At 69.0% G+C, this 15,297-nt stretch carries 14 protein-coding genes; 6 read left to right on the forward strand and 8 right to left on the reverse strand.

The window, feature by feature from the left end; all coding sequences use genetic code 11:
- Nucleotides 1-23: 23 nt before the first annotated feature.
- Nucleotides 24-1,193 (reverse strand): acetyl-CoA acetyltransferase, encoded by a 1,170-nt coding sequence (locus tag Q8M82_RS19845; protein WP_305693020.1) that lies wholly within the window; start codon nucleotides 1,191-1,193, stop codon nucleotides 24-26.
- A 141-nt stretch (nucleotides 1,194-1,334) separates the two neighbouring features.
- A complete protein-coding gene (locus Q8M82_RS19850; RefSeq protein WP_305693021.1) occupies nucleotides 1,335-2,237 on the reverse strand; it encodes a DMT family transporter in 903 nt (300 codons plus the stop codon).
- A gap of 190 nt (nucleotides 2,238-2,427) precedes the next feature.
- On the opposite strand from Q8M82_RS19850, the gene Q8M82_RS19855 reads away from it, so the two are divergent.
- From Q8M82_RS19855 to Q8M82_RS19870, 4 genes are all read left to right on the forward strand, one after another.
- Nucleotides 2,428-4,011, forward strand: a complete 1,584-nt coding sequence (locus Q8M82_RS19855; RefSeq protein WP_305693022.1) for a serine hydrolase — start codon at nucleotides 2,428-2,430, stop codon at nucleotides 4,009-4,011.
- A 10-nt stretch (nucleotides 4,012-4,021) separates the two neighbouring features.
- Complete coding sequence (locus Q8M82_RS19860; protein WP_305693023.1) at nucleotides 4,022-4,924, forward strand: DMT family transporter; 903 nt, start codon at nucleotides 4,022-4,024, stop codon at nucleotides 4,922-4,924.
- A 28-nt stretch (nucleotides 4,925-4,952) separates the two neighbouring features.
- Nucleotides 4,953-6,098, forward strand: coding sequence for a CobW family GTP-binding protein (locus Q8M82_RS19865; RefSeq protein ID WP_305693024.1), 1,146 nt, complete (start codon nucleotides 4,953-4,955; stop codon nucleotides 6,096-6,098).
- Between the two features lie 363 nt (nucleotides 6,099-6,461).
- Nucleotides 6,462-7,385, forward strand: a complete 924-nt coding sequence (locus Q8M82_RS19870) for a GNAT family N-acetyltransferase (RefSeq protein WP_305693025.1) — start codon at nucleotides 6,462-6,464, stop codon at nucleotides 7,383-7,385.
- Here the strand turns inward: Q8M82_RS19870 and Q8M82_RS19875 are convergent.
- The gene (locus Q8M82_RS19875; protein WP_305693033.1) at nucleotides 7,357-8,973 is read right to left on the reverse strand and encodes an AMP-binding protein; all 1,617 of its coding nucleotides are present in this window, start codon (nucleotides 8,971-8,973) and stop codon (nucleotides 7,357-7,359) included. The two genes, Q8M82_RS19870 and Q8M82_RS19875, sit on opposite strands and share 29 nt — an antisense overlap.
- Nucleotides 8,974-9,126: 153 nt before the next feature.
- On the opposite strand from Q8M82_RS19875, the gene Q8M82_RS19880 reads away from it, so the two are divergent.
- On the forward strand, nucleotides 9,127-9,297 hold the full coding sequence (locus Q8M82_RS19880) for a hypothetical protein (protein WP_305693026.1): 171 nt from the start codon (nucleotides 9,127-9,129) through the stop codon (nucleotides 9,295-9,297).
- A gap of 14 nt (nucleotides 9,298-9,311) precedes the next feature.
- Here the strand turns inward: Q8M82_RS19880 and Q8M82_RS19885 are convergent, their stop codons facing one another.
- From Q8M82_RS19885 to Q8M82_RS19905, 5 genes are all read right to left on the reverse strand, one after another.
- Nucleotides 9,312-11,303, reverse strand: a complete 1,992-nt coding sequence (locus Q8M82_RS19885; protein ID WP_305693027.1) for a protein meaA — start codon at nucleotides 11,301-11,303, stop codon at nucleotides 9,312-9,314.
- Nucleotides 11,304-11,411: 108 nt separating this feature from the next.
- Complete coding sequence (locus Q8M82_RS19890; RefSeq protein WP_305693028.1) at nucleotides 11,412-12,287, reverse strand: aldose 1-epimerase family protein; 876 nt, start codon at nucleotides 12,285-12,287, stop codon at nucleotides 11,412-11,414.
- A gap of 7 nt (nucleotides 12,288-12,294) precedes the next feature.
- Nucleotides 12,295-12,783 (reverse strand): DUF1178 family protein, encoded by a 489-nt coding sequence (locus Q8M82_RS19895; RefSeq protein WP_305693029.1) that lies wholly within the window; start codon nucleotides 12,781-12,783, stop codon nucleotides 12,295-12,297.
- Between the two features lie 61 nt (nucleotides 12,784-12,844).
- Nucleotides 12,845-13,102 (reverse strand): glutaredoxin 3, encoded by a 258-nt coding sequence (gene grxC / locus Q8M82_RS19900; protein WP_305693030.1) that lies wholly within the window; start codon nucleotides 13,100-13,102, stop codon nucleotides 12,845-12,847.
- A gap of 76 nt (nucleotides 13,103-13,178) precedes the next feature.
- Nucleotides 13,179-14,069, reverse strand: a complete 891-nt coding sequence (locus tag Q8M82_RS19905; RefSeq protein ID WP_305693031.1) for a ComF family protein — start codon at nucleotides 14,067-14,069, stop codon at nucleotides 13,179-13,181.
- Between the two features lie 113 nt (nucleotides 14,070-14,182).
- Between Q8M82_RS19905 and Q8M82_RS19910 the strand changes: the two genes are divergently transcribed.
- The gene (locus Q8M82_RS19910; RefSeq protein ID WP_305693032.1) at nucleotides 14,183-15,292 is read left to right on the forward strand and encodes an alkene reductase; all 1,110 of its coding nucleotides are present in this window, start codon (nucleotides 14,183-14,185) and stop codon (nucleotides 15,290-15,292) included.
- Nucleotides 15,293-15,297: the final 5 nt, after the last annotated feature.

Below are 15,297 nucleotides of genomic sequence, written 5' to 3' on the forward strand. Positions count from 1 at the left end.
AGTCGAAGCGGGCCGCGAGTGGATCACTTGATCCGCTCGAGCACCGAGACGTAGTTCGCCACAGCCGAACCGCCCATGTTGAAGATGCCGCCGAGGCGCGCATCCTTCAGCTGCATGCCCTCCGGGGCTTCGCCGACGAGCTGCATCGCGCTGAGCACATGCATCGACACACCGGTGGCGCCGATCGGGTGGCCCTTGGCCTTCAGGCCACCGGAAACGTTGACCGGCAGCTTGCCGTCCTTCTGCGTCCAGCCTTCCTTGATGGCGCGGGCGCCGTCGCCTTCCTTTGTCAGCCCCATGGCCTCGTATTCCAGCAGTTCGGCGATGGTGAAGCAGTCATGCGTCTCGACGAAGGAGAGGTCGTCGAGTGTCACCCCGGCCTGCGCCAGGGCCTGCTGCCAGGCGCGCGTCGCGCCCTCGAAGCGCAGGATGTCGCGCTTCGAGACCGGCAGGAAGTCCTGGACATGGGCCGTGCCGCGGAAGCCGACGGCGCGGCGCATGGTCAGCGCGGTCTCCTCGTCGGCCAGCACGAGCGCTGCCGCCCCGTCGGAGACCAGTGAGCAGTCGGTGCGCTTCAGAGGACCTGCGACATAGGGGTTCTTCTCGCCCTCCTCGCGACAGAAGGCGAAGCCGAGATCCTTGCGCATCTGGGCGTAAGGATTGTCGACGCCGTTCTTGTGATTTTTCGCCGCGATCATCGCCAGCGCGTCGGACTGGTCGCCATGGCGCTGGAAATAGGCGGCCGCGATGCCGCCGAACACACCGGCAAAGCCACCCTGCGTGGCGCCTTCCTCGGGAAGATAGGAGGCCTTCAGCAGGTTCTTGCCGATCTCGGGGCCGGGCGTCGTGGTCATCTGCTCGACGCCGACGACGAGCACGATCTTGGCCGCGCCGGCTTTGATCGCGCGCACGCCCTGCTGGACCGCTGCGGAGCCGGTGGCGCAGGCGTTCTCGACCCGGGTCGCGGGCTTGAAGCGCAGCGCCGGATCGGCCTGGAGCACGAGCGAGGCGGTGAAGTCCTGCGCCGAAAAGCCGGCGTTGAAATGGCCGAGGACGATCTCGTCGACCTGGTCGGCGGTGATGCCGGCATCGACGAGTGCGTCAGTCGTCACCCGAACGATCAGGCTCTCGATCGTCTCCGCATCCTGCTTGCCGAACGGCGTATGGGCCCAACCGACGATCGCAGCGCTCATCACATCTCTCCCTGCCGACATTCTTCAGGCGTTGACCGGCTTTGATGTCTCATGTGCGCCCACCGCCCGCGCCTCGCAAGCGGGCACGCATGCATTTCCGGCGTGCATGGAAAGAGGGACCACGATGCGGAACGGGGACAGCTACAGGGCGATGGACAGCAGCAGTCCGACACCGCCGACGATCATCGCCATGCCGGCCATCTCGCGCCGGCTGGTGCCTTCGGCGAAGATCCGCCGCGAGGCGATCTGCGCCAGCGGCACTTCGATCAGGGCGAGCGTGCGGACATTGGCGGCGCTCGTCAGCGAGAAGCCGATGAACCAGCATTGCGAGGCGGCCGCGCCGAGAAAGCCGGCGGAAAGCGACTTCCGCCAGTTGCGCAGGCTGGAGATCAGGGCCGGGCGGTTCGCCGCCAGCATGTAGAGCGTCAGGGCCAAGGTCTGGAGGAACAGTCCGAGGGCGAGGATGGTCGTGGCCCTGATGAAGAAGCCACCCTCCGGCAGGGCTTGGATCGCGCCGCGATAGCCGATCGCCGAGAAGGCGAAGAAGGCCCCGGCGCCGACACCGAGAAGGGCGGGTCGCAACCCGGCACGGGTCAGCTTCTCGCCCGGCTTCCAGCTCACCACCACGACACCGGCGGTGGCGATCAGGATCGCGGCGAACTTCAGCGGCGTCAGCGCATCGCCCAGCAACAGGGCGCCGAAGATCGCGACCTGGACGGGCTCCGTCTTGGTATAGGCGGTGGTCACGGCGAAGGAGCGCTCACGCATCGCCGCCAGCATCAGGGCGGTGGCCGCGATCTGGGTGAGGGCACCTGCTATGGTGTAGGCGAAGGACGTCGCGCCGACGTCAGGCGGCAGCCGCCCCGCCGCGGCGCAGACGATGGCCAGAAAAAGCAGCGCGAAGGGCAGGCCGAAGAGGAAGCGCACCTGCGTCGCGCCGACGACGCCGATGATCTCGGTCAGCGAGCGCTGGGTGAGATTGCGGGCAGTCTGCAGCAGCGAGGCCGCGATGGTCGCGGGAATCCAGAGAAGGGCGAAGCTCACGCTGCAATCCGGGCGATCGAGGGGGCTTCCCGCTTGTGAACCCTCGGCGGCGACTAGGCAAATCGCTCCGCTGGGGGTAGGTATGCGTGCCAGGGCGGGACTTCGTGCCGGCCGTCTCGAAAATGCCGCACGCGTCGCGTTGAACCCCCTTGCCTTCAGCCCTCGTCAAGCCAGGTTCAAGACCCGCCCGATGATCGTCTCCCGCTTCACCGCCGCTCTCGTCTTCGGTTCCGTGCTGGTCGGACCGGCCCATGCCGGCACCAGCCTCGTGATCGATGCCGCCAGCGGCTCGGTGCTCTCGGCCGAGAATGCCGGCCAGCCCTGGCACCCGGCCTCGACCACCAAGATGATGACGGCTTATCTCGCGCTGAAGGCGGTGCGGGAGGGACGCCTCGGCCTCGAAACCGCGATCCCGGCCTCCAAGCTGGCGGCGAGCCAACCGCGGGTGAAGGTCTACATCAAGGCCGGCCAGGAGGTCACGCTCGACAACGCCCTGCGGATCATGATGGTGAAGTCGGCCAACGACATCGCCTATGTGATCGCCGAGGGCGTCGGCGGCGATGTCGAGCGCTTCGTGGCCATGATGAACGCGGAAGCCGCGCGGCTGGGCATGCGCGACAGCCATTTCGTCAACCCCAATGGTTGGCATCATCCCGACCAGCAGACCAGCGCGCGCGATCTCGCCATCCTCGCCATGGCGTTGATGCGCGAATTTCCCGACTACGCGGATTACTGGAACACGCCGGCCGTCCAACTCGGCAAGCAGGTGCTGAACAACACCAACGGGCTGGTGGGGCGCTACCCCGGCGTCGGCGGCATGAAGACCGGCTATGTCTGCGCCTCCGGCTTCAACGTCGTCGCCACCGCGACCCGGGGCGGGCGCACGCTGATTGCCGTGGTGCTGGGAGCGCTTTCAGGCGCCGAGCGCACGGTCAAGGCAGCGCAACTCCTGGACGAGGGCTTCGGCAAATGGGGCGGGGCGGGCTATACCGTCGCGTCGCTGCCGTCGCAGGGCGGCCGGGCGCAGAGCATCTGCGACGACGTCCGCCGCAAGGGCGGTGGGATCGCGCTCGCCGACGACGCCGATTCCTCCGGGCCGGTCGCGGTCCCGGCCGCCGGCATCGGCGGCAATGCCGATGACGGGGGGCGCTTCGCCACCGCCTCGGCGCCGGCCTATGCCAGCCCTTCGTCGGTATTGACGCGCCTTCCTTCCGGAAAGATCTCGCTCGGCCCGCGGGCCGAGACCATTCCCGTTCCGGTCGCCTTCGGCCGCACGTCGGCCTCGGCCAACGCGCCGATCGCGGCCAATGTCGCGGGCAGCGGCGACAGCCGCGTCGCGCGCGGTACGGCGCCGGTGATCGCCCCTTCGGCGCCGGTCGCGGCCGGGCTCTTCGGAGCCCAGGGCAGCGGACTCTTTGCCGATCGCGGCCGCACGCCCTCGAGCAACGGCGCGATTCCGGGCTCGACCACGGCCTTCGCGCCGAGCGATCCGGAAACGGCGCAGCCCTCCGGCGCCGGTGGCCCTCTGCGCCTGCAGGGTGCGATCCAGCCCGGCGCGGCCGCGCCTGCGAGCCTGCGCGCGGGGGCCGCCTCCGGCATCAAGCCGCTGCCGCGCCCGCCCGCCAAGCCGCTCTTGGTGAAGCCTTCGTCCAAGGCCGCTCCTGCCAAGGCGGCTGCGAAGCCCGGATCGGCCAAGCCCGCCCAGGCCGCCGCCAAGCCGCAGCCCGCCAAGCCTCCGGTCAAGCCCAAGGCGAAGCCGAACGACGACGCCTGAGCATGACGTCTTGAACGCCGAGGGGGCCGAATCCGTCCGGCGGCAGGGCATGGCGATGGCGCTGACGGCGGCGGCCGCCTATGGCACCAACATCGTCAGTGCGCAGATCGCCGGCCAGGCCGGGTTGAGCGGGCCGCTGCTGGTCTTCTACCGTGTCTTCATCATGCTCGCCCTGGTCGGGCTGGCGCTGCTGATCTGGCGCTCCTCGCTCGCCGTGCCGCGCTCCGAGCGGCGCGCGCTCCTGCTCTTCGGGGTGATGAGCGCGCTGGTCGGTTCGGCCTATCTCTCTTCCGTCGCCTTCCTGCCGGTCACGGTCGCAGCCGTGGTGTTCTTCACCTATCCGGTGCTGATCGTGCTCGCCGAGCCTTTCGTCACGCGCATCCCCTTCCGCCCTGAACGTCTGCTCGCGGCGCTGGCGGCTTTTATCGGCGTCGCGCTGGTGGTGGGCCCGGATTTCCACGGGCTGGATCCGCGCGGACTGGTGCTGGCGCTGCTCGCCAGCCTCGGTGCCGCCACCCAGTTCTTCGCTGGCGCGGCTCTCATGCAGACGCCGCTGACGGCCCGGCTGTTCTGGTCGCATCTGCTGATCCTGCCGGTGACGGCGCTGATCCTCGTCGTCACCGGCGGCTTCCAGTCGCCGGCCGCCTTCGCCCTGGCGCCGCTGGCGGCCGCGGTGACGATCGGCGGGTATCTGATCGGCTTCCTGCTGCAGGTCATGGCGATGACGCGGATCTCGCCCGGCGCGGCCGGGCTTGCTTTCTGCGCCGAGCCGGTCTGCGCGGTGCTGATCGCGGCGGTTGTGCTCGGCGAGCGGCTGGGGCCGCTGCAATATCTCGGCTGTGCCCTTGTGGTCGTCACGCTGGTCATTAATGTAACATTAGAACATATACGGCGCCAGACAGCGCCGGCTTAACCCCCCGTCCGAGGCAAGTGCCGTCGTCATGTCCGTTTCGCAAGACCGTCCCGTGCCGCTGCCGCTGACCCTGCTCACCGGCTTCCTGGGCTCGGGCAAGACGACCCTGCTCAACCGTCTGCTGAAGGATCCCGCGCTCGCCCAGACGGTCGTCATCGTCAACGAGTTCGGCGAGGTCGGTCTCGACCATCTGCTGATCCAGGGCGTCGAGGACGGCATGATCCTGCTCGATTCCGGCTGCCTGTGCTGCACGATCCGGGACGACCTGATCGTCACCATGGAGGATCTGCTGCGCCGTCGCGACAATCGCCGCATCGGGCCGTTCACGCGCGTCGTCATCGAGACCACGGGACTGGCCGACCCCGCGCCGATCCTGAACGTGCTGATCAACCACCCCTATCTCGCGATGCGCTTCCGGCTCGACGGCGTGGTGACGCTGGTCGATGCCGTCAACGGCATGGCGACGCTGGACGCTCATGAGGAGGCGCGCAAGCAGGTCGTCGCGGCCGACCGCCTCGTGCTGACCAAGGCTGACCTCGTGGACGGCCCCGCGGCGCTGGCGCCGCTGCGCCAGCGCCTGGCGCTGCTCAACCCCGGCGTCGCCGTGCTCGGCCCGCAGGCTGCGGCGAGTTCGCTCTTTGGCGCCGGCCTCTATGATCTGGCGCTGCGCCCGGCCGAGATCGGCCAGTGGCTGGCGCGCGAAACCCTGCCGGGCGAGCGGCCGCAGCATGGTCACGATCATGGCGAGCACGAACATGGGCATCATGATCATGACCATCACGGTCATGATCAAGATCACGGCCATCACGGCCACCATCACCACGACGTCAACCGGCACGACGGCAGCATCCGCGCCTTCGCGCTGACGGCGGACAGGCCGATACAGCAGACGACGGTCGATCTGTTCTGGACACTGCTGCGCTCCGTCCATGGGCCGAAGCTCCTGCGCATGAAGGGGCTGGTGCAGGTCGCCGAGCATCCCGACCAGCCGCTGCTGCTGCATGCCGTGCAGCAAATCCTGCATCCGCCGGTGATCCTCGAAGCCTGGCCGGACGCAGACCGCCGCTCGCGCCTCGTGCTGATCGTCAAGGACATCGAGGAGAGCGTGGTGCAGCGGCTTTGGGCCGCTTTCCTCGGCCAGGCTGCGCAAGTCGGGACCGCAGCCAGCGCCTGACCCGCGGGCTGCGGCCCCGATCTTGAAGCGAACCTCCCGATCGGTCGCGGCCGGGCTGAAAATTGCCGTTTCGGCACAGCCCCGCCCCAGATCGATCCAGCGCGGCGGAGGCAGGATCGCATGGATCGGGTCATGGCGTTGAAGGGCGCGTCCTCGATAGGCGCGGAGAGCCGTGCGGGGTCGGTGGCGCCGCATCAGCCGGAGCAGCCCGTCATTCTCGAAGCCCGGCCGCTGGCGGCCTGCGGCGAGATCGCGGGGGCCTGGGCCCATCTGGCTGGACGCGCGCTGGAGCCGAACCCGTTTTTCGATCCGGGCTTCCTGCTGCCCGCGGCCCAGCATCTGGTCGCCTTTCGCGACATCGTTGTGCTCCTGGCCTGGCAGGGCGCATCGCAGACTCCCCAGCGTCGCCTCCTCGGCTTCGTCCCGGTTTTTCCGCGGCAGGGCTTCTTCTTGCCTGACACGCTGATCGGCCTCGGCGATCGCCGAATCGCCTCGGGAGCGCCGCTGCTCGATCAGCAGCGAGCCGCGGCAGTGATCGAGGCCCTTCTCGCTCCGTGCCGGCAGCATCTGATCGATGGGAAGGGGCTCGTGCTGCGTGCCATCGATCGGGAGGGGCCGCTGACCGCAACCCTTCGAGATCTCGCCGAGAACGGCCCGCCCGGGGCTCTGTCCTTGAGGCTTCTCAGGCCGTCCGGCGCTGCCCCGAGCGCTGCGGCCTCGGCTTCCGCACTGTCTAAGGGGGCGGAGGCGCTAAAGCTGTTCGAACCGCGTTCGCAGGCCGCTCTTCGCGATGCGATCGAGATCATCCTGGCGATGGAGGCCTCGGGGCCGCGCGGACGGACCGGCGTCGCGACGCTGCACGACACACGCGAGGTCGGGTTCCTGCGTGCCATGACGCGCAACCTCGTCCGCTCCCGCCAATGCCGCGTGGGGCTGCTGATGCGCGACGAGCAGCCTCTCGCTGGCGCGATCCTGATCGGCCGCGGCGCTGGCCACTGGCTTTATCTCGGCGTCAGGGACGAGGCTGCGGCGGATCGGCAACCGCTACCGCGGCTGATGGCGGCAATGCAGCGCGCTCTGCCGGCGCGACGGCTCCTCCTCCCGCCCGACCTGGCCATGGAGGGCAGTGGCGGTATCTCGACCGCCGATCTGCATCTGGCGAAAGGCGGCGCGGCAACACCGCGTGACCTCGCCGGCCGCGCGCGGGACGCGATCCGGCGTTCGCTGACGCAGCTTCCCCTGATGGGGCGTTCCGGCATCAAGCCTCCGCGCGCAGGAGCCGCCTGACGATCTTGCCGGTGGTCGTCATCGGCAATTCGTCGCGGAAGGCGATCTCGCGCGGATATTCATGGGCCGAGAGCCGGCGGCGAACGAAATCCTGCAGCTCGGCAGCGAGCTCGGGCGTGCCGCGCAATCCCTCCCTCAGCACGACGAAGGCCTTGACGATCTCGGTGCGCAGCGGGTCCGGCTTGCCGACGACGGCGGCGAGAGCCACCGCATCATGCCGCAGCAGGCAATCCTCGATCTCGCTGGGGCCGATGCGATAGCCCGAGGAGGTGATGACGTCGTCGTCGCGGCCGACGAAGCGGACATAGCCATCCGCGTCCTGCACCGCTTGGTCGCCGGTCTTCATCCAGTCGCCGACGAATTTGGCTTTCGTCGCCGCCTCGTTGCCCCAATAGCCCAGGAACATCACCGGGTCGGGCCGGCGCACCGCGATCTCGCCCTGCTCGTTGGGCGGGCAGACCGACCCGTCGGGCCGGATGATCGCCACTTCATGCCCCGGCACCGCCTTGCCGATGCAGCCCGGACGGCTGACGCCGATGGCGGCGCAGGAGGCCAGCACGAGGTTGCATTCGGTCTGCCCATAGGCCTCGTTGATGGTCAGCCCCAGCGCTTCATGGCCCCAGGCCAGCGTCTCCGCGCCGAGCGCCTCGCCGGCGGCGGCAACCGTGCGCAGCCGCAGGGCGAAACGCTCGCGCGGACGTTCGACGCTGCGCAGCATCCGCAGGGCGGTAGGCGGCACGAAGGCGTTGCGGATGCCGAGATCGGCCATCAGGCGGAAGGCCTCCTGCGGCTCGAAGCGCGTCACCGGCCGCGCCACGACAGCGACGCCGAAATGCAGCGCCGGCAGCAGCATGTTGAGCAGGCCGCCGGCCCAGGCCCAGTCTGCCGGCGTCCAGGCGAGATCACCTTGCTGCGGCAGGAATTCATGCGGCATCTGCACGCCCGGCAGATGGCCGGCGAGGACACGGTGGCCGTGCAGCGCGCCCTTGGGGTTCCCGGTCGTTCCGGAGGTGTAGATCATCAGGGCCGGATCGTCCGGGCCGGTCGCGACGGTCGCGAAGCCGGGATCCGCATTCGCGATCAGGGAGTCCCAGCCGAGCGCGTCGCCATCGGCACCGTCGACAGAGACCGTCAGCATGAGGTCGGGCAAAGGCTGCGCGATCTGGCGGACCTTGGCGAGCCCCGGCGCGTCGGTGATCAGGACCTTGGTGCCGGAATCCAGCAGCCGGTAGGCCAGGGCATCCACCCCGAAGAGGGCGGCCAGAGGCACGGCAATAGCGCCTAATTTATAGGCGGCCAGATGCGCGGTCAGGACGCAGCCGCCCTGCGGCAGGAGGATCGCGATACGGTCGCCGGCCTGCACGCCGCGCCGGCTCAGCCCGTCCGCCAGCCGGTCGGACGCCTCCCGCAATTCGCCGAAACTGACCGGCGTGACCCTCCAGTCGCGCGAAACCTCAATGATCGCCGTGCGGCCAGGGTCCAGCGCCGCCCAGCGGTCGCAGACCTCGGTCGCAATATTGTAGCGGGACGGGATCTGCCAGCGGAATGCGCGGCGCAGCGCCTGATGGTCGCGATGGTCGGGGAGGATCAAGGCTGTGGTCCGGGGGAAGGCGCCAAAATAGGCAGGAAGCGCGGCATTGTCACCGCCAGCGAGCGGGAGGCTGCCTCGCCATCCATGCAGGGTCGTGGCAGGCTGCGACGTAAGGTAAGTCCGGGTTGCCCGGCGCAACGAGGCCGATCAATGCAGGATGCCGCCGCTGTCCTGGCCATCATGGCCATTCCGCTGATTGTCGTCATTGTGATGGTTCGCCGCGCAAAAGGTTCGGGAGAGGCCTCGACGAGCGGCGACGGAGGCGGCGGCTGGTGCTCGAGCGATGGCGACGGAGGCGGGGATGGCGGCGGCGGCGATTGAGGGACGCGACACGGTCAGGGCCGCTCCCTCGCCGCGAGCCCCGCAACATCGGCGATGATGCCGTCGAGCTCGAAGTTCTTCGGCGTGTAGACCGCGGCCACCCCCATATTGCGCAGCGCGTTCTCGTCCTCGGGCGGGATGATCCCGCCGACCACGACCGGCACCTCCATGCCGGCGACGCGCAGCCGGGCGGTGACGTCGCGCACCAGCGGCAGATGCGAGCCCGACAGGATCGACAGCCCGATGATGTCGGCCTCGGTTTCCTTCGCCTGCGCCACGATCTCCTCGGGCGTCTGGCGGATGCCGCCATAGCTCACCGCCATGCCGGCATCGCGGGCGCGCACCGCGATCTGCTCGGCGCCGTTGGAATGCCCGTCCAGCCCTGGCTTGCCGACGAGGAAGCGCGGCGTGCGGCCGAGCTTCTCGGTGGCGCGGGCGACCGCGGCCTTGACGGTGGCGAGCCCGTCATTGCTGCCGAGCTTCGTCGTGTCGACGCCGGTGGGGGCACGGTATTCGCCGAAGATCTCGCGTAGGGTCTGGGCCCATTCGCCGGTGGTGACGCCGGCCTTGGCGCAGGCGATCGAGGCGGGCATGACGTTGCGCTCCTCCTTCGCCGCAGCCGAGAGTTCTGCCAGTGCCGCTCGCGCAGCCCTGGCCTCCCGGGCCGAGCGCCAGGCCTTGAGCCGGCCGATCGCTTCGAGCTCGACGGAGTCGGGAACCGTCACGACGCTGCCCTCACCGGCCGACAGAGGAGAGGGTTCGCTGTTGGTGAATTTGTTGACGCCGATAACGATCTGCTCGCCGCGCTCGATCGCCTCGATCCGGCGCGCGCCGTTCTCGACCAGCGCCTGCTTCATGTAGCCGGTCTCGATGGCGGCGAGCGCCCCGCCCATGGCGTCGATCGTCGCCAGTTCGGCCAGCGCCGCCGCCTTGAGGTCGGCGACCTTGGCGTCGATCACGGTCGAGCCGTCGAAGATGTCGCCGAATTCGAGCAGGTCGGTCTCATAGGCCAGCACCTGCTGCATGCGCAGCGACCATTGCTGGTCGAAGGGGCGCGGCAGGCCGAGCGCCTCATTCCAGGCCGGCAACTGAACGGCACGCGCGCGCGCCTTCTTCGAGAGCGTCACCGCCAGCATCTCGATCAGGATGCGGTAGACGTTGTTCTCGGGCTGCGGCTCGGTCAGCCCCAGCGAGTTGACCTGCACGCCATAGCGGAAGCGGCGCATCGCTTCGTCGGCGACGCCGTAGCGGCCGAGCGTGATCTCGTCCCAGAGCTCGACGAACGCCCGCATCTTGCAGAGCTCGGTGACGAAGCGCATCCCGGCATTGACGAAGAAGGAGATGCGGCCGACGAGTTCGGGAAACTCCTCTGGCGACACTTCGGGCCGGGCCCTGATCGAATCCAGCAGCGCGATCGCGGTCGCGAGTGCGAAGGAGAGTTCCTGCACCGGCGAGGCGCCGGCCTCCTGCAGATGATAGGAGCAGACATTCGTCGGGTTCCATTTCGGCATCTCGCGGGCCGTGAACACGACGATGTCGGTCGTCAGGCGCATCGAGGGGCGCGGCGGAAAGACGTAGGTTCCGCGCGAGAGGTATTCCTTGACGACGTCGTTCTGCGTCGTGCCCTGCAGCGCCTTGCGGTCGGCGCCCTGCTCGTCAGCCACCGCGATGTAGAGCGAGAGCAGCCAGGCGGCCGTCGCGTTGATCGTCATCGAGGTGTTCATCTGCGACAGCGGGATCTGGTCGAACAGCGCCCGCATGTCGCCGAGATGGCTGACGGGCACGCCGACCTTGCCGACCTCGCCGCGGGAGAGGACATGGTCCGGGTCGTAGCCGGTCTGCGTCGGAAGGTCGAAGGCGACGGAGAGCCCCGTCTGCCCCTTGGCGAGATTGTTGCGGTAGAGCCTGTTGGATTCCGAGGCGTCGGAATGGCCGGCATAGGTGCGGAAGATCCAGGGCTTGTCGCGCTGCGGGGCCCGGCCCGCGGGGGGGTCGATCGCGTTCATGCCGTTCCACCCTCTTTTCAGAGCAATCTCAATGTTGCACTGCGGCGAGAATAACGCCAGAGGGACGCAGAAGTCGCTTGCGACCTTCGGATGAGCGGCAAAGGCCGCTCAGACGGGCCGTTCGACCCCGAATGTCGCGGTCAGGGTAAAGCTGCGCTCCTCGGCCGGGCCGAGTGTGATCGCTCCCTCGCGCCGGTCGAGCGGCTCGTCGGGATCGGCGGGAGAGGTCAGGCCGTGCCAGGGCTCGATGCAGATGAAGGGGCCGCTCGGCTTGGTCCAGATGCCGAGCTGCGGCAGGTCCGCGAAGGCGAGCGCGATGCCGGGGCGACCATCGGCCCCGTACCAGGCCTGGCTGCCCGCGCCCCCTGGAATGATCAGTGCATCAGCCTCGAAAAGCCCGTGATCGAGAGTGAGCACGCCGTCGACGAAGGCGGAGGCGTGGAGGTCGGGTGCGCGCAGACCATCCGCGTCGAGCCGCTGATGGCGGGGGCTCGCGCCGTTGGCGAGATGGATGCGGTGGGGTCGCCCGGCGCTGTCCGGCAGCGGCCAGGGGAAGGCCGGGTGATAGCCGAAGCAGAAGGGCATCGGGACCTCGCCCGGATTCGCGACCCGCGCCGTCACGGCGAGCGAGGCGCCCTCGAGCCGGTAGGTCATGTCGAGAATGAAGGGGAAGGGATAGGCTGCGCGTATCTCCTCGTCGTCGGTCAGACGCAGCGTGCAGGAAATGGCGCCCTGCGCGACCTTCTGGAACCGGGCGGTGCGGGCGACGCCATGGCTCCGGATCGGGTAGCGCTGCCCGTTGATCAGCACCTGCCCGCCGGGATGCTTGCCGATCACCGGAAAAAGCAGCGGCGAGCGCCCGGCCCAGATCGCCGGATCGCCGCTCCAGAGCCAGTCGCGGCCCTGTCCATCCCTGACGGACTGCAGTTCCGCCCCCAGCGGGGTGATCTCGACGGCGAGAGCGTCGTTGCGCAGGCTGATCATGTCGATGTCAATGCCCGGTATCGGGCAGGCGCGGCAGCGGCAGGAACTCGACGCCTTCCTCATGCAGCATGCGGGCATCCTCCAGGCTGGCCTCGCCATAGATGGCGCGGCTGTCGCTCTCGCCGTGATGGATCTTCAGCGCCTCTTCCGCGAAGCGCTTGCCGACATGCTCGGCATTCTCCGCGACCTGCCGGTGCAGTTCCGCGAGCATCTGGCGGAGCGCGATCTCCTTCTCGCCCATCAGCGCGACGGGCGCGACCTCGGGCGCGGCCGCGGCGACCGCCGGGGCGGCCGACGGGGGCGGAGCCTCGATCATAGGCTTGCTACGGTCGGTGCGGGCGACATGGGGGGCCATGATCGCGCGCTCGACCTTGATGCTGTTGCAGACAGGGCAGGAGACGAAGCCGCGCTTGGCCTGTTCCTCGAAGCTGGCGGAGGTGGCAAACCAGCTCTCGAAGTCGTGGGCCTGGTCGCAGATGAGGGCGTATTTGATCATGGCGTGACGGCAGGCGACCGGCCGGAGCGGCCGGTCTCGGTGTTCTTGAACGGAGCGGCGCTCACGCGGCCAGCAGCTTGTCGAGTTCGCCGCGCGCGTCGAGGGCGTGGATGTCGTCGGAGCCGCCAACATGCTTGTCGCCGATGAAGATCTGCGGGACCGAGGTGCGGCCGCCGGCCCGGGTGGTCATCGCCTGGCGCAGCTCCGGCTTGCCGTCGACGTCGATCTCGTCGAAGGCCACGCCTTTCTTAGTCAGCAGCGATGTGGCCGCCTTGCAATAGGGGCACCAGGAGGTGGTGTAGATCGTGACCGCAGGCATCGCGAAAATCCATCGGGTTGTGGCTACACCCAATGTAGGGGCTCGTCATGCATTCGTCACGGGGCGAAACGGCCGGTCAGATGCCGTCCGAGACCACGCGCGCGAAGGTCAGGATGTCGACCGTGCGCGCCCCACCCCGCAGCAGCGCCCGCGCCGCCGCATTGCCGGTTGCGCCTGTGGTCAGGACGTCGTCGACCAGCAGCACGCGGCGGCCCTCGATCTGCGGGCGGGCCGCCGGCAGGACCCTGAAAGCCCCCTGCAGATTGTCGGCCCGCTGGGCCCGCGTCAGCCCGACCTGCTGGCGCGTGCGCTTGACCCGCGTCAGAGCGAGCGGCGCAAGCGCCACAGCCGATCCGCGCGAGACCACCTGTGCCAGCGCCACTGCCTGGTTGAAGCGCCGGGTCCAGAGCCGGAACCGGTGCAGCGGCACCGGCACGATCACATCGGCGTCGGGCAGCAGTTCGCGCCCGGCCTGGAGCATCATCCGCCCCATCGTCAGGGCCAGATCGGTCCGGTCGCCATATTTCAGCCGGTGGACGAGTTCGCGGGCGGTGCCGTCGAAGCGGCAGACGGCGCGGGCGCGGGCGAACACCGGCGGATCGGCGATGGCGGCGGGCGAGACCAGCCCTTCCCCGAGATCGACGGCGAAGGGCGTGCCCAGACGCTCGCAATAGGGGCGCTCGATGAAGCGCATCTCGCCCCAGCAGGTCGGGCAGAGCGCCTGCGCCTCGCCCGTCGCGGCCTGGCAGGCGATGCAGGACGGCGGGTAGACGATGTCTATCGCGGCCCGCAGACCGGCCCCGAACCAGCCCGCGGCCGGGCGAAGCGTGTGGGACAGCAGCCGGTCGGAGATGGTTTGCTTCGTTTCGACGGCGATCGGGAGACGATCTGCGTCGAGGTCGGGATCGGGGACGAGGGACTCGTCCTGTTCACGAAAGCCTGATGTCCCGGCCCTGTCATGCTGCATTGCAGCACCTATCTTGAGGGCGTCCGACGGCCCGGCCCGCGGCCACGTCCGCGCCGGCCGTCAAGACCATGCTTCCCTTCGGCCGCATCGCGGCCCCTCCGAGGACCACCCCCATGACCCGATCCGATCCGTCCAGCCCGAAGCTGTTCTCGCCGCTGCGCCTCGGCGACATCGAGCTTTCCAACCGCGTCGTCATGGCGCCGCTGACGCGCAACCGCGCGACCCACGGCAATGATGCGCCCAACGCGCTCAATGTCGAGTATTATCGCCAGCGCGCCGGCGCCGGGCTGATCATCTCCGAGGCGACGCAGATCTCGCAGCAGGGCCAGGGCTATGTCTGGACGCCCGGCATGTACACGGCAGAGCAGGTCGTCGGCTGGAAGGCCGTGACCGACGCTGTCCATGCCGAAGGCGGCAAGATCATCGCCCAGCTCTGGCATGTCGGCCGCATCAGCCATGTCTCGCTGCAGCCGGGCGGGCAGGCGCCGGTCGCGCCCTCCGCCATTCCCGCCAAGGGCAAGACCTATGTCGAGAGCGGCTTCGTCGACGTCTCGGCGCCGCGGGCGCTCTCGCTGGAGGAACTGCCGGGGATCGTCGCCGACTATGCGAAGGCCGCCGAGAACGCCAAGGCCGCCGGCTTCGACGGCATCGAGATCCATGCTGCCAACGGCTATCTGCTCGACCAGTTCCTGCGCGACGGCACCAATACGCGCGATGACGCCTATGGCGGCTCGATCGAGAACCGCGTGCGGCTGACGCTCGAGGTGGTCGAGGCGGTGGTGAAGGTGTTCGGCAAGGGCCGCGTCGGCATCCGCCTGTCCCCCGTCACCCCCGCCAACGATGCGCGCGACAGCAACCCGCAGCCGCTGTTCGACCATCTCGTCGCCAGGCTGGACGCGGCGGGGCTCGCCTTCATCCACGTCATCGAGGGGGCGACCGGCGGGCCGCGCGACTTCCTGCCCTTCGACTACGACGCGCTGCGCAAGGCCTTCCGCGGCGCCTATATCGCCAATAACGGCTTCGACCGCGCCTCGGCGATCGAGGCGGTCGAGAGCGGGCGCGTCGATGCGGTCGCCTTCGGGCGGCTGTTCATCGCCAATCCGGATCTCGTCGAGCGGCTGCGGCGCGACGCGCCGCTGAACGCACCCGAGCCGTCGCTGTTCTATGGCGGCGACGAGAAGGGCTACACCGATTATCCGGCGCTGTCGGACAAGGCGGCCTGACGGTC

This window comes from Allobosea sp. (assembly GCF_030694325.1).
Taxonomy (GTDB): domain Bacteria; phylum Pseudomonadota; class Alphaproteobacteria; order Rhizobiales; family Beijerinckiaceae; genus Allobosea.

Excerpts from the sequence above, each read along its gene's own strand:
- Q8M82_RS19880 (WP_305693026.1), top strand. The coding sequence starts at position 9,127 with ATGCAGGATGCCGCCGCTGTCCTGGCCATCATGGCCATTCCGCTGATT.
- Q8M82_RS19910 (WP_305693032.1), top strand. The coding sequence starts at position 14,183 with ATGACCCGATCCGATCCGTCCAGCCCGAAGCTGTTCTCGCCGCTGCGC.
- Q8M82_RS19865 (WP_305693024.1), top strand. The coding sequence starts at position 4,953 with ATGTCCGTTTCGCAAGACCGTCCCGTGCCGCTGCCGCTGACCCTGCTC.
- Q8M82_RS19855 (WP_305693022.1), top strand. The coding sequence starts at position 2,428 with ATGATCGTCTCCCGCTTCACCGCCGCTCTCGTCTTCGGTTCCGTGCTG.
- Q8M82_RS19895 (WP_305693029.1), bottom strand. The coding sequence starts at position 12,783 with ATGATCAAATACGCCCTCATCTGCGACCAGGCCCACGACTTCGAGAGC.
- Q8M82_RS19885 (WP_305693027.1), bottom strand. The coding sequence starts at position 11,303 with ATGAACGCGATCGACCCCCCCGCGGGCCGGGCCCCGCAGCGCGACAAG.
- Q8M82_RS19905 (WP_305693031.1), bottom strand. The coding sequence starts at position 14,069 with ATGCAGCATGACAGGGCCGGGACATCAGGCTTTCGTGAACAGGACGAG.
- Q8M82_RS19890 (WP_305693028.1), bottom strand. The coding sequence starts at position 12,287 with ATGATCAGCCTGCGCAACGACGCTCTCGCCGTCGAGATCACCCCGCTG.
- grxC (WP_305693030.1), bottom strand. The coding sequence starts at position 13,102 with ATGCCTGCGGTCACGATCTACACCACCTCCTGGTGCCCCTATTGCAAG.
- Q8M82_RS19845 (WP_305693020.1), bottom strand. The coding sequence starts at position 1,193 with ATGAGCGCTGCGATCGTCGGTTGGGCCCATACGCCGTTCGGCAAGCAG.